Consider the following 13,454-nt stretch of genomic DNA (forward strand, 5'->3'; position numbering starts at 1 on the left):
TCTTGTAGCCCGGATGGAGCGCAGCGCAATCCGGGGCAGCGGTCCCGGATTACGCTTCGCTCCATCCGGGCTACGGATCCTTGCAAACTCTCATCGTCGTGACGTTAGCACCGATCGGATGCCCGACAATCTCCGACAATGTCCGGCACTTTCCCTCATGGCACAACCGCCATTCCCCGGCCTCACCCGAATTGCCCAGCACCACCTCCGGCATCGGCGCACGCTGCGGCTGCCATTGAAACCAGCCGTCGACGAGCCGCGCCTCAGGCGGCGGCTCCATGCCGGGTCCGGTGCCCTTGACGCGTGCCTGCACCAGCTCAAGGCCGGCGGGCGTGACGCGCCAGTCTTCCTGCCAATCGACCTTCGCAATCGAATGCGTCCAGACAAGCGTGAACGCGGACAGCGCCAGCGCCTTCACGCCGAGCGCCGTTGCGAAGCAGAGGCTCACGCCGCCTCGACCGCCGCCGGCGGACGCTGCCGCCATTGCCACAGCACGAGCGCCGCAGCGAGCACGAAGCCCGCGGTGTCGCTGAACGGGAATTCGCCGAGCAGGCAGAACGCGGCGCCGAGCGCGCCCAGGCGCTCGATCAGCGTCAGCCGCGTGAACAGGAAGCCGATCGCGACCATGCCGAACAGCGCGATCGCCACCAGCGCCTTCAAGCTCGCCAGCGCCACCGCGCCGTAGAAGCCGAGCTTGGCGGCCATGGGATCGCCGGCCTGCAGCATCAAGGCTGGCGAATAGACGAAGATGAAGGGGATGACATAACCGGCGAGCGCGATGCGCATCGCCTCCCAGCCGATCTTGTCCGGGTTCTCCTTGGCGATCGGCGCGGCCGCGAGCGCGGCGAGCGCCACCGGCGGCGACAGGTCGGCCATGATGCCGTAGTAGAACGCGAACATGTGGCTCGCGATCAGGGGTACGCCGAGTTTGGCCAGCGCCGGCGCGGCGAGCGCGGCGGTGATGATGTAGGTCGGGATGGTCGGGATGCCGGTACCGAGCAGGATCGACAGCAGCATGGTCATGACCAACGCCAGGAACAGGCTCTTCTCGCCGAGACCGATCACCCAGCCGCCGAAGATGGTGCCGACGCCGGTCTGCGACATCATCCCGATGATGACGCCGACGATGGCGCAGGCCATGCCGACCGTGATGGCGGATTTCGCGCTCTCGGCCAGCGCGTCGCGGCAGGCGCGCAAGGCGGCGAAGCCGCCGCGCACGAAGGCGGTGATCACGATCAGTCCGACCACGACGCAGGCGACCGGCACGATCTTGAGGCCGTCACGCGACAGCGCGGCGACGACGAGGGCAAGTCCGATCCAGAAGATGTAGCGGATGACGGTCGCCGAGACGCCCGCCGTGATGCTGGTCCCCAGGATCAATGCCACGGTCAGCGCCAGGCCCATGCTGCCGGCATAGAGCGGCGTGAAGCCCTCGAACAGCATGTAGATCAGGGCTGCGAGCGGCAGCACGAGGTACCAGCCCTTCACCAGCGCCCGCCAGGCGCTCGGTGTTTCCGAGCGCTTCATGCCGGTGAGGCCATGCTTGCCAGCCTCCAGATGAACCATCCAGAAGGCCGAAGCGAAGTAGAGGATCGCCGGGATCGCAGCCGCCTTGACGATCTCCGAATATTGCACGCCGAGCGTCTCGGCCATGATGAAGGCGACCGCGCCCATCACTGGCGGCATGATCTGCCCGCCCATCGAGGCCGTCGCCTCGACGCCGGCGGCGAACGCCCGGCGATAGCCGAACCTGATCATCAGCGGAATCGTGAACTGGCCGACGGTCACGACATTGGCGACGCCCGAGCCCGAGATCGTGCCCATCATGCCCGAGGCGAACACCGCAACTTTCGCCGGGCCGCCGCGGGTGCGGCCGAACAGGCCGAGCGAGACATCGGTGAACAGCTGAATCATGCCGGCGCGCTCCAGAAACGAGCCGAACAGGATGAACAGGAAGATGTAGGTCGCCGAAACGTAGATCGGCACCCCGTAGAATCCTTCGGTGCCGAACGACAGATGGGTGACGATCTGGTCGAAATCATAGCCGCGATGGTTGAGCGGCGACGGCAGGTACTGGCCAAAGAACCAGTAGACCAGACACGCGCCGCACATCAGCGGCAGCGCCGCGCCCATCAGCCGCCGCGTGCCCTCGAAGATCAGCACCGCCAGCAGCGTGCCGACCACGAGATCGAGTCGGGTCGGATCGCCGTCGCGGGCGATCAGGTCGGCGTAGAAGATCCATTGGTAGAGACCGCAGAGGAAGCCGGCGCCGCCGATCAGCCAGCCGAGCGCACGGCCAAAATTGCTCTTCGCGGTGAAATTCGCGATCAGGCCGAAGGTAAGCAGGATTAGGAAGCCGACATGGACGCCGCGCACCACCTGGCTCGGCAAGTAGTTGAAGGCGGCGACATAGAGCTGGAAGGTCGCGAATGCGATGCCGATCCAGTAGGCGAGCTGGCCCCACCAGCCCGGGCCAAAGCCTTCCGGGAAGCCATGCTCGAAATTGTCGAACTCGACCTTGATGGGGGCCTCGGTGGCCTCTGCCTTTTCCAGCATTTCATTCGTCCTCAGCCTGTCCGTGCGCCTTAGCGTTGGCACAGCGCCCTAAAAACGTCATGCCCGGGATTTTCCCGGGCATTTGCGAAACTCCCTCTTCGTCATTCCGGGGCGATGCGCAGCATCGAACCCGGAATCTCGAGATTCCGGGTTCGGCTCTGACGAGCCGCCCCGGAATGACAGCGGAGAATTACTTGATCAGCCCCTTTTCCTTGTAATAGCGGATCGCGCCGGGGTGCAGCGGAACCGGGCTGCCGGTGGCCGCGGTCTCGAGCTTGATCTCCTTGCCGGCGGCGTGCGCGTTGGCGAGTTCCGGCAGCGACTCGTAAACCAGCTTGGTCATCTGATAGGCGAGATCGTCCGATATGGCGGAGCTCGTGACGAGATAATTGATCACGGCCGCAGTCGGGACGTCCTTGTCCTGGCCAGTATAGGTGTTGGCCGGAATGATCGCCGAGACGAAGGGCGGGCCGATCTTGTCCACGGTCTCCTTCGGCACCGATACCACCGTGATCGGGCTCGAGGTCGACAGGTCCTTCAGCGAGGCGACGCCGAGCCCGGCCGATTGCAGCGTGGCGTTGAGCTGCCGGTTCTTCATGAGATCGACGGATTCGGCGAACGGCAGATATTCGACCTTGCCGAGATCCTTGTAGCTCATGCCGGCCGCGGCGAGGATCGCGCGCGAGTTCAACTCGGTGCCCGACTTCGGCGCGCCGACCGACAGGCTCTTGCCCTTGAGGTCGGCGAGCGTCTTGATGCCGCTGTCGGCAGTCGCGACGATCTGGATGTAGTTCGGATAGATCGCGCCGATCACGCGCAGCTTGTCGAGCTTGGTCTTGAAGCCCGCCTCTTCCTCGCCGTCCCAGGCCGCTTTCAGCGAGTCGCCCAGCGTGAACGCCAGCTCGCCGCGCCCCTGCTGCAGCAGGATCAGGTTCTCGACCGACGCCTTGGTGGCCTGCACCTGCGTCTTCACGTTCGGAATCTTGTCGCCATAGATCTTTCCGATCGCGACCCCGAGCGGATAGTAGACCCCCGAAGTGCCGCCGGTCAGCACGTTGATGAAGGATTGCGCATGCGCGCAAGGTGCCGACGCCGCCAAAGCAAGAGCCGCGGCCACGCCGAAAATTGTTCGTTTCATGGTTGTTGTACTCCCCAAACCGGCGGCGAAATTGGCCGGATGAGGGGTGCGGGTCAACCCATCCAAAAGGCAAAACAGGACTGCGGCAAATGGCCGTTTTGGTTCGATTCCAGGGAACCAGCAGGTGCGGCGAGGTGGCGCACTGTCGGTCGCAAGTCCTACTGGAACGTCATGTCCAGGCATTTAGAGATGTCGGAGCCGAGGCCGGAAGAGATGATGATGCAGCCGCGCACCTTCCGTGCGGTGACCTCGGCGGCCCAGACCGAATAGCCGCCGGGGCCGAAGAACGAGTTGGTGTTCGGCGGCTCGGTCTCGGTGGCATCGAAGTCATAACGGCCGTCGGTCTCGAAGATGCGCGGCTTCTTGGTGCAGCCGCCGTCGGCCTGGACGTTGATGACCTCCTTGTTGTCGCGGGTCAGCGCCAGGGAGACCTGGCAGCGGAAATATTCCGAGGTCTTGGTGTTGAAGAGATAGGTGTAGGACTTGCAGGTCGCCGTGTTCAGCTTGCCCGGCGCAAGGCCGCGGCTGCACGAGATTCGCTGGTTGTGGCTGAGCTGGTAATCATCGGCCCGGGCTGCCGGCGCCAGCGCCGTCAGCGACATTACAGCGGCCCAGCAAAGCTTGATCACATGGCGCATCCGAATCATCCCTGCCAATAATTTTGTCGAGTTGCGTTCTAGACGGAAAGCGGAACATAGTCGCGAGGGGACGAAGGGAAAATCACAAGCTGCTGGGCAAGACGTGATGCGCTGCGGCGCTTTCGCAAATTGACCCGGACGCATCGTTCGTGATTTGTTCAAGCCTGGAATGTCCCGACCGTGGGAGGATGGGATGACGGCATTTTTAATCAAGACATTTGCAATCGCAGCCGCGCTCGGCGCATTCGCAGGGCCCGCATTGGCGCAAACCGGAGCGACGCCCTGGGAGCTCAAGCCCGATACGGGCTACGCCTACGACAAGGACGGCAAGACTTATTCCTACAAGATGGGCACCAGCAACGCCGGCGAGCTGCTGAAGGGCGCCAAGAAGGTGCCCAAGGGCACGCTGTTCTTCATCGGCCATAACGGCCAGCTCTATATGCGCACCGGCCCATATCTCGAGGGCGACGGCAAGTTCAAGTTCGGGCCGGACCAGTAGAAGCTTGATTGGGCTGGCCGGCGGTTGCAGCGCCACACAGCTGGTGTCATCACCCGCGAAAGCGGGTGATCCAGTATTCCAGAGGCGGTGGTGGTTGAATCGAGAGGCCGCGGCGTACTGGATGCCCCAGTCCCGTCTTCGCCAGGGCTACGCCGGGCCTGCAAGGGTGCTCGGCCCGCCGGAGCTTTAGCGAAGGCGGCAAGCCGGGGCGTGACAGCGGAGGTTGAGGCAGGAAGATCTAAAACGCCGCCGCCAGCTCCCTTGCGCCGGCTTTGCTGCTGTTCGAGTCCATGCGCTCATCCGTCACCGCGAGCAACTTCGCCACCGTGTTGTGGCGGATCGCGACGGGGTTGCGCTCATAGCCTCCGCGCTGGAAGAAGTTCGAGGTCGGCACCTGCTCGCGCATCGCCCGCGGCATCGTCACCATGTCGAGGCCGGTACCGTCGCCGGTGAGGTTCATCATCTCGAGCTCGGCCGCGGTGAGCGGGCGGCTGTAGCCCTTGGCGCGGGCGAACAGCACCGAAGTCAGCAGCTTGTGGGTCTGCAGCATCGGCCCGATGTCGATGTCCAGCACCATCGCATGCATGGCCCAGCCCTGCGCGGTGTTGCCGATCTTCTCGTGCTCCGACCAAGTGTCGGGCACCGACTTCGCATGCGCGACCATTTTCTTCAGCACGGCGAGCTTGTGCTCGAGCGTCTGGCGCGTCGGCCCCGACGTCCGCGCCACCTTGTCCGAGAGCGCGCGGATGAATTCATGCCCCTGCTCGGCGAGCAGCTCGACGCTGTTGGTGGTCAGCAGCTGGTTGTAGCCCATCGCGGTCGAGATCGCGCGCCTGCCGCCATGCTCGATGCCCGCCTGCACGTCGTAACTGCCGGTACCGCCGGTTTCGAACGAATAGACCCGCACCGCCTGCTCGCGCGTCAACCCCGAGGCCAGCGCGTAGCGCGCATAGGCGCGCTTGAACTCGACCTCGCTTGACGGGCGCTGCGGCACAAACTGATAGAGCTCCTGCGCCGCGCGCAGCAAATCGGCAACCACCGGAATGGGCTTTCGGGGCGGGCGCTCCGGCGTTTCCTCCGGCTCCGGGTTCACCGGCCGCTTCGGCCCGGTGTAAATCGGCGGATGCTCCAGCACGTAATCATCTAACGTGATCTGCTGTCCGCTGCGCCGCTTGGCATTGCGCGTTTTCCGCTTCTCGGCGATCTGGCTCCAATAGGCGCCAGCCTCGGCGTCGAAGGCAGCGCGCGCGGCCTGATATTCCGCGAGCTTGCGGCGATATTCGAGCACCGCCGGCGAGGCCCCACCTTGCGCGAAAAACTGCGAGAGCAGCTGGGCGTTGGCATTGCGAACGGCCGGCGGCAGCGTGTCGGCCTCGCCGCCGCGTGCGGCCGGCGCGAGCAGCACGAGCGCGAATGGAACCAGCGTCAGGACGCGTCGAATCGGTATGTGATGCATGCTGCCCTCTTAGCAGGCATCCGGTAACCGTCACGTTAACGCGCCGTTTACCATCGTCACTTCCAGGCGAATACCGGTTGTTCCAAGTCGGTGACGCGGGTATGCCGCCCCGCCAGCACCTCGCGGAACTGGTAGATCAGCGCTGCCGTCGGGGCATGGATCAGGCTCATCTGGTGATGGAAGCGGATCACGCGGCGGCTGCTTTCGGGAATCGCTACGAAATCGAAAGCGTCATCGCGCTCGATCGTGGCGAGCGCGATGCGATGGACGGACGCGACCTCGTCCGGGTTCGGTCTGATCGCGGCGCTATCGGCCGCCCAGACCACGACCGGCGTGATCAGATAGCCGGAACGTGTCGGGTAATCGTCCAGCGTACCGAGCACATCCGCATACGTGAGGCGAAGGCCAAGCTCCTCGTCGAGCTCGCGCAGCGCCGCTTCGACCGGCGTCTCGCCGGAATCGCAGCGGCCGCCAGGCAGCGCCCATTGGCCACGATGGGCGCGCAGATGCGATGCCCGCAGCGTGAGCAGCAGCGCAGTGTCCTCGCCCTCGCTCGCGGTCAGCGCAACCGCGACCGCGGCGCGCTTCAGCGCCGCCGGCGCATCATCCTCCCGCAGCCGCGTGAAGGCTGCGCAGGCATCCGCGATATTCCGTCGTGTGGCATCGTCGAACGATCTCATGATGCTTGACTACACCACGTCCGGCCCCGATGAAATGAGCTCGCAAGGCCCGCACAGCAACGGACGACGACATGACCAACAAGGCCGCCGCAAGGCTGAAATCCGACGGCTGGAGCATCTTGGAGACCACGGGCTTCCTGCACCTGATCGGCCCGTTGTGGGAGCGCAAGGTCGACGGCCATTACGAGTTCGCACTCGCCACCGAAGACAAGCACCACAACCGCCGCGGCATGGTCCAGGGCGGCGTGATGATGACCTTCGCCGATCGCACCTGCGGCATGACTGCCCGCTATGTCTCCGGCAAGGAGTATATGGCGACGGTGCAGCTCGACACGCACTTCGTGGAAGCCGGCCAGATCGGCGACATCCTGATCTCCCGTCCGCGCGTGGTCCGCTCGACCCGCAGCCTGATCTTCATGAGCACAGAAGTGACGGTGGACGACCGCTGCATCGTGATGGCGAATGGCGTGTTCAAGATCTTGAAGGGGCCGGCGTAGGATTACGCGGTCAGGTCGCTCCGCCCTCGCGTCATTGCGAGCGAAGCGAAGCAATCCGGAATCTTCCCGCGGAGGCACTCTGGATTGCTCACATGGGGATTTGATGTGTCAAGATTTATGGTCAGCTCTTTGTTCGATTGCAGGCCAGCTCTTCGTCCCGACCGCGGAACTTTTCGGATGGCGCGCGCAGATCAGGTCAAGACCGGCCCGTGAGGGCCGCCGCGAAGCGGCTTGGTCTTGACCTGAGCGAGCACGCCTTCAGGCTCGTTAGGTCGGGAAGTGCGGCGTGAACTACTCCTATGGTTGGCGATCCAAGGGTCGAGCCGGTTTTGGCAATCTGGTTTGCATGCCAGATCAAACTCACATTCGGTCGTTGCGCGGTGGCGACTGCACCAACATTCCGCTTGCGGCGGGCAGGCTCGAGAGGACGAGACCCTTCTTCGTTACGGCGTTTGAAGCCATGCAATCCATCGGTTCGTCCACCCGGATCGGCCGAGGCTGATCAACCTCGGCGGATTGGTTTTGAGGCTGAGAGGCGTGGTGTCAGGCGCCGGGCTTCACCACGGCTCCCTCGATCACGACGCCGGCGGTCACGTATTTCCACAGGGCCACGAGCAGCTTGCGCGCCAGCGCCACGATTGTGCGCTTGCGGCCGCGCTGGCTGTTGGCCTTGAACCACTGGGTCAGAGCCGATTGAGGCTGGTGACGTATCCACAGCCAGGCGAGCTGGATCATCGTGGTTCTCAGGCGCGGATTGCCGGCCTTCGACACGCCCTGCTCACGCTCAATGCCGCCACTGCGCCATGGCGTGGCCGCAAGACCGGCATAGGACGCAACCTGGCGGCGGTTGGTGAACTGACGGTGGAAGGCCTCCGACCAGAGAATGGCAGCAAAGTTCGGGCCCAGGCCCTTCAAGTCGAGCAGCATCGCGACCGGGTTCGATGCAGCCTTCTCGCCTGCTGGTCGGCTTGCAGCCAGCAATGCATCCTGCTCGCGCTCTACCGCCGCGATCTGGTCAAGCAGAAGTTCGAGCCGGTCGAGCTCGCGGCTGATCTGCGCCTTCAAATGCGCCGGCAGCAGCCGCCCGTCCCCCGTGCGCAAGGCCTCAAGCCGCGTCCGTCGATCGCGCCGCAGCGGCACGTAGTCGAATATCCCTTGCGCAAACAGAACACCCTTGATCCGGTTCACATGCACGATCCGCTCCGCGATCAAGGTCCGCCGCTCCTGGCAAAGCCTGCGGCGGTCCTCTTCTTCCGGAGAGGGGGCAACGACCATCGCGCAGACCCGTGGCTCGCCGCGCTTGTAGGCCAGAAGCGACCGCAACAGCGTCTCGCCGTCCAACCGGTCCGTCTTGGCCCGCCGGCGCCGGCGCGGCGTCGCGATCGAGGCCGGATCGACCACGTAGCTCTCGACGCCCTCCGACTGCAGAGTGCGGTGAAGCCAGAACCCATCCAGCCCCGCCTCCTGGATGGTGATGATCGGATAACTCTCGCCCGTTCGCGCCTGTGCCTTACGCTTCAGCGCTGCAAAGAGCTTCAAAAGCTCCGCAATAGCGCCGGCCTTCACGCTGTGTTTGGACATCTTCTCGCCCTTGCCGGGCGACAGCGATGTAACCAGCCATGTCGAACGGCTCAGTTCCAATGACACAAAAATTGCGCCAATCTGCGTCCGGATAGCGGCCAGTCCGTCGGAAAGATGATCGAGCAACATCGTTGTCTCCAGGTTGAGTGCTTCAGCAACCTCAGTCTGGCCTCAGACCCGGTCGCTATCCACTCCCCATGGAATCTTCGCTGCGCTCGCAATGACCGTACTGGGCGGCTATGCTGGTGCATGAAGACGCACCGAGGACCCGCCCATGCAATACCGTCAGCTCGGCCGCAGCGGCCTGAAAGTGTCGCCGATCTGTCTCGGCACAATGATGTTCGGCGGGCCGACCGATGAAGCCGCGTCAAGACAGATCATCGCGAAGGCGCGTGATGCCGGGATCAATTTCATCGATACCGCGGACGCCTATTCGAAGGGCGCGTCCGAGGAAGTCGTCGGCCGCGCGATCGCCAGCAATCGCAGCGCCTGGGTGCTCGCGACGAAACTTGCCAACCCCATGGGCGATGATCCCAATCGCGGCGGGTTGTCGCGGCGCTGGGTGCTGCAGGCGGCTGACGAGAGCTTGAAGCGGCTCGGCACGGATCACATCGACATCTACTATCTGCACAAGGAAGATCATGCGACGCCGCTGGAGGAAACGGTGCGCGCGATGGGCGACCTGATCCGCGCGGGCAAGGTGCGCTATTTCGGCGTCTCGAATTACCGCGCCTGGCGCGTTGCCGAGATCTGCAACATCTGCGATCGGCTCGGCATCGACCGGCCCGCGGTGAGCCAGCCCTATTACAACGCTATGAATCGCATGCCCGAGGTCGAGCACTTCCCGGCCTGTTCCTATTACGGTCTCGGCATCGTTCCCTATAGTCCCTTGGCGCGCGGCGTGCTGACAGGCAAATACAAGCCCGATGCGGCCCCTGACAAGGAGACGCGCGCGGGCCGCAACGACACCCGCATGATGCAGACCGAATGGCGAGCGGAATCGCTTCAGCTCGCGCAGGAGATCAAGACGCACGCGGAGAAGAATGGCATCACCGCTGGCCAGTTCGCGGTCGCATGGGTATTGAACTCCGCCTTCGTCTCGTCCGTGATCGCCGGCCCCCGCACCGAGGAGCAATGGGACGGCTACATCAGCGCGCTCGATTATCGTTTCACCGCGGAGGACGAGGCGCTGATCGACCGCCTGGTGACGCCAGGCCATCCCTCAACGCCGGGCTATAACGACCCGGCCTATCCGATCGAAGGCCGCCGCGCGCGGACGGCGTGAGAGAGGGAGACCACGATGGCCTTTGAAGACCGCTACGGCCTGCCGCTCTCCACCACCTCGCATGAGACAGCAAGCGCCTATCGCGAGGGCGTCGACCTGATGCTCTCTGGGTGGACCGGCACCGCGGAGACGCTGGAGCGCGCGATTGCGACTGACCCGGATTTTGCGCTGGCCCATATCGCTCGCGGCCGCGTGCATGCCTTCTACCAGCAGGGCGATCTCGCCCGAGGCAAGGCGGCGCTCGCCCGCGAGCTGGTGGCCAGGCGCGGCACCGAGCGCGAGCGCTCGCATGTCGAGACGCTGGCGCTCGCGATCGAGGGCCGGCTGCCGGAGGCGATCGCATCGACGCTGAAGCACATCGACGAATGGCCCCGCGACGCCGTGGTGCTGTCGCTGCCTCTCGGCGCGTTCGGCCTGTTCGCCTTCTCCGGCATGGCCGACCATGATCGCGCCCGGCATGAGCTCTGCGAACGCGTGGCGCAGCATTACGGCGAGGACTGGTGGTTCCTCACCATGTTCGGCTGGGCGATGACGGAGAATGGCGAGGTCGCGCGCGGCCGCGCCGTCACCGAGCGCGGCTTCAATCTGCGCCGGGCCAATGCCCACGGGGCGCACGCGATGCTGCACGCGATGTTCGAGGATGGATCGATCGACGCAGCCGATCGTCTCGTCGACGAATGGATCCCGACTTACGATCGCGCCGGAATCCTGCACGGCCATATCCGCTGGCATCAGGCGCTCGGTGCGCTCGAACATGGCGATGCCGCACGGGCGCTTGCGATCTATGCCGACGTGCTTCAGCCCGCCGCGACGCAGGCGCCGCCACTCAACGTCATCACCGACAGCGCGTCCCTGCTCTGGCGCCTGTCGGCTTACGGTCATACCGTGCCGCAGGCGCTGTGGCGCGAGGCCGACGCCGCTGCGCAAAAGCTGTTTCCGAAGTCGAGCCTGTCCTTTGCGGACGTCCACATGGCGCTGTTCGCGGCGGCGACGCAGAACCGCGAGGCGCTCGCCGCGCGCCTTGCAGTGATCGAGCAGCGGCTCGCTGACGGTAAGCTGCCGGCGGGCCCCGTGGTGCCGGCGATCTTCCGGGCGCTCGCGGCTTTTGCCGGCGAGGATTACGGGACTTGCGTGCAGATGCTCGCGCCGGTCCTCGGCGAGGTCGTGCGCATCGGCGGCAGCCATGCCCAACGCGAGCTGATCGAGGATACCTTTATTGTCGCGCTCGTGCGCAGCGGTGAGCTGCCCCGCGCCCGTGCCCTACTGGACGCCCGCCTGCACCGCCGGCCGTCCCTACGCGATGCGCGCTGGCAGGCGGCGACAGCTAGCTCCGCCACGAAAAAAACACCGCTGTGATGGCAGGTGCCTCTTGGAACGGATTGGGCGATTTGGGCGAATCGCTGTCGGGGTGACACGGTGGTATTCCAGACGGGAATTGCAGAACAAACGGGATCGCAACCAATTTACGGTTCGATTGTTATGATGCGGAACTTGTCCGCCGCCACGGCCCTCTGGCACATGAGCCTCAAGATGCGCTTCTGTCGAGCGGTCCTCGCCGCGTTGCTCGTGGCCTCGGCAAGTCCTTGTTTTGCCGAGACTTCCAAACCCATCCCGCTCGACAATCCGCAGGCGCAGCAGAACGCCTTCATCGATCTGCTCGCGCTGATGTCCGGCCACTGCAAGACGTTGAGGGTCGCAGGCCGCCCCTTCGCGTGCAAGACGGTGGCCTATGCTCACGGCGACAAGGGCCGGGTCAATTTCGCGGTCGCGGTCGACGATCCCTCCGATGACAGCCACGTCGTGTCGTTCTCCGGCGAGAACGGCAAGCGCGCCGATGACAATTCCTACGAGCTGCCGATCGACCGCATGCTGCTCAACTCCAAGGACCGCCCGAGGGTCGACGGCCTGCCGGTGCCGGCCGAGCAGACCTCCACCGGCATCTGCCGACAGACCGGCAATTTCGCCGCCAGGAAGGTGAACGATGTCACCTGCTCGGCAACCGACAGCGAGGGACGCAAATACGAGCTCCTGTTCGTCTCCGACGGCACGCCGGTCAGCGTGCGCCGCATCCGCCAATCGGCACCGTCGATCCAGGATCCGTTCAAGTAGCTCCATCCATCATGCGAACGCCTTTTCCAGCGTCGCGAAGATCACGGCGAGCGACTTATCGTGCCGCGTTACCGGCGGCACAGGGCGATCGACCTTCATGAGCTGATAGACCGCCATCTGCGCCGCGAACGGATTCCTTGGCCACCGCCGCGGCAAGCCGTGATCACGCTGGTTGGCGAGGAGAACCAATCGCTGCCGCGGCTCGTGCTCGCGATTGGGGCGACTTCGCCGCACCAGACCGGCGGCCACCAGGGCTGCGCCTTCTCGCCGACAAGGACGCAATGCTCGCCGCGCTCTCCGAGCGCCACGGCTTTCCCGATCCGCATCCGTGAGAGTGTGTGCGAAAATGCGTGCCCACTCTGGTGTCCCGGACGCGCTCAGCGCTCTTTGCGCTGCTGCGCAGAGCCGGGACCCATGCAGCGGCACACCAGCAACATGGGACCCGGTTCAGCAGCGCATCGTCGACGAGAGGCTGCGCTGTATCCGGAGCACGAATCCGCAGGCGATGCACCGTCACGCGACAATAGAACGCGCGGCCTTCAAACATCCACAGACGTTAACGCGTATTCATCGGAACTCACATATGCGTCGTTTGGACGCCCGCACTGGCGGGAACGCGCTGGATCCCCATGTGTTGTCACACGACATTCAACTGGAGTGATGACATGAAATATCTCATTGCCGCGATCGCCCTCGGTGCGGCGGCGTTTGCCGGCGGATCGGCGAACGCGGCCGGCAGCGTAAGCGCCAAGCAGACCGCGCAGGAAAGCCAATCCACCGACATCAGCGCGCACCGCAGGCACCATCGCTGGCATGGTCACCATCACTGGCGGCATCACGGCTATTACCGGCCGTATTACAGAAGCTACGGCTATTACCCGCGCCACGGCTATTACGGCGGCGGCCCCTATGGTTACTATGGCGGCGGTCCCGGCGTGACGTTCAGCTTCGGCGGCGGACGCTGGTAAGACACAGAGCTGGTAAAGACAAGCGGCCCGCAGAGATGCGGGCCTCT

General features: G+C 64.5%; 13 protein-coding genes and 1 pseudogene. 7 read left to right on the forward strand and 7 right to left on the reverse strand.

Annotated features, from left to right (window positions below; translation table 11 throughout):
• Positions 1-70: 70 nt before the first annotated feature.
• The 4 genes from P6U29_RS38570 to P6U29_RS38585 form a co-directional block, all read right to left on the reverse strand.
• Positions 71-484: a DUF1850 domain-containing protein gene (locus P6U29_RS38570; protein WP_407115326.1), complete on the reverse strand. Its 414-nt coding sequence runs from the start codon at positions 482-484 to the stop codon at positions 71-73.
• Positions 445-2,556, reverse strand: a complete 2,112-nt coding sequence (locus P6U29_RS38575) for a TRAP transporter permease (protein WP_407115327.1) — start codon at positions 2,554-2,556, stop codon at positions 445-447. Before P6U29_RS38575 ends, P6U29_RS38570 begins: the two co-directional genes overlap by 40 nt.
• A gap of 190 nt (positions 2,557-2,746) precedes the next feature.
• Complete coding sequence (locus P6U29_RS38580) at positions 2,747-3,694, reverse strand: TAXI family TRAP transporter solute-binding subunit (RefSeq protein ID WP_407115328.1); 948 nt, start codon at positions 3,692-3,694, stop codon at positions 2,747-2,749.
• Between the two features lie 158 nt (positions 3,695-3,852).
• Positions 3,853-4,332, reverse strand: a complete 480-nt coding sequence (locus P6U29_RS38585; protein ID WP_407115329.1) for a hypothetical protein — start codon at positions 4,330-4,332, stop codon at positions 3,853-3,855.
• Positions 4,333-4,525: 193 nt separating this feature from the next.
• On the opposite strand from P6U29_RS38585, the gene P6U29_RS38590 reads away from it, so the two are divergent.
• Positions 4,526-4,831, forward strand: coding sequence for a hypothetical protein (locus tag P6U29_RS38590; protein ID WP_407115330.1), 306 nt, complete (start codon positions 4,526-4,528; stop codon positions 4,829-4,831).
• Positions 4,832-5,069: 238 nt separating this feature from the next.
• Here the strand turns inward: P6U29_RS38590 and P6U29_RS38595 are convergent, their stop codons facing one another.
• The gene (locus P6U29_RS38595; protein WP_407115331.1) at positions 5,070-6,287 is read right to left on the reverse strand and encodes a hypothetical protein; all 1,218 of its coding nucleotides are present in this window, start codon (positions 6,285-6,287) and stop codon (positions 5,070-5,072) included.
• Positions 6,288-6,343: 56 nt separating this feature from the next.
• Positions 6,344-6,970 (reverse strand): NUDIX hydrolase, encoded by a 627-nt coding sequence (locus tag P6U29_RS38600; RefSeq protein ID WP_407119548.1) that lies wholly within the window; start codon positions 6,968-6,970, stop codon positions 6,344-6,346.
• 68 nt (positions 6,971-7,038) lie between these two features.
• Between P6U29_RS38600 and P6U29_RS38605 the strand changes: the two genes are divergently transcribed.
• A complete protein-coding gene (locus tag P6U29_RS38605) occupies positions 7,039-7,464 on the forward strand; it encodes a PaaI family thioesterase (RefSeq protein WP_407115332.1) in 426 nt (141 codons plus the stop codon).
• Positions 7,465-8,007: 543 nt separating this feature from the next.
• On the opposite strand, the gene P6U29_RS38610 is transcribed toward P6U29_RS38605, so the two are convergent.
• A complete protein-coding gene (locus tag P6U29_RS38610) occupies positions 8,008-9,174 on the reverse strand; it encodes an IS110 family transposase (RefSeq protein WP_407115333.1) in 1,167 nt (388 codons plus the stop codon).
• A 145-nt stretch (positions 9,175-9,319) separates the two neighbouring features.
• On the opposite strand from P6U29_RS38610, the gene P6U29_RS38615 reads away from it, so the two are divergent.
• The 5 genes and pseudogenes from P6U29_RS38615 to P6U29_RS38635 all read left to right on the forward strand — a co-directional run bounded on the left by P6U29_RS38615 (position 9,320) and on the right by P6U29_RS38635 (position 13,407).
• Positions 9,320-10,330 (forward strand): aldo/keto reductase, encoded by a 1,011-nt coding sequence (locus tag P6U29_RS38615; RefSeq protein WP_407115334.1) that lies wholly within the window; start codon positions 9,320-9,322, stop codon positions 10,328-10,330.
• Between the two features lie 15 nt (positions 10,331-10,345).
• Entirely contained in the window at positions 10,346-11,686 is a 1,341-nt protein-coding gene (locus P6U29_RS38620; protein ID WP_407115335.1) for a tetratricopeptide repeat protein, read from the forward strand.
• Between the two features lie 174 nt (positions 11,687-11,860).
• Positions 11,861-12,439: a hypothetical protein gene (locus P6U29_RS38625; RefSeq protein WP_407119549.1), complete on the forward strand. Its 579-nt coding sequence runs from the start codon at positions 11,861-11,863 to the stop codon at positions 12,437-12,439.
• A gap of 126 nt (positions 12,440-12,565) precedes the next feature.
• Positions 12,566-12,771: pseudogene (locus P6U29_RS38630) on the forward strand (DUF3088 family protein); the annotation flags it as partial.
• Positions 12,772-13,104: 333 nt separating this feature from the next.
• On the forward strand, positions 13,105-13,407 hold the full coding sequence (locus tag P6U29_RS38635) for a hypothetical protein (RefSeq protein WP_407115336.1): 303 nt from the start codon (positions 13,105-13,107) through the stop codon (positions 13,405-13,407).
• Positions 13,408-13,454: the final 47 nt, after the last annotated feature.

The organism is Bradyrhizobium sp. LMG 9283, assembly GCF_045571415.1.
In the GTDB taxonomy this organism is placed as follows: domain Bacteria; phylum Pseudomonadota; class Alphaproteobacteria; order Rhizobiales; family Xanthobacteraceae; genus Bradyrhizobium.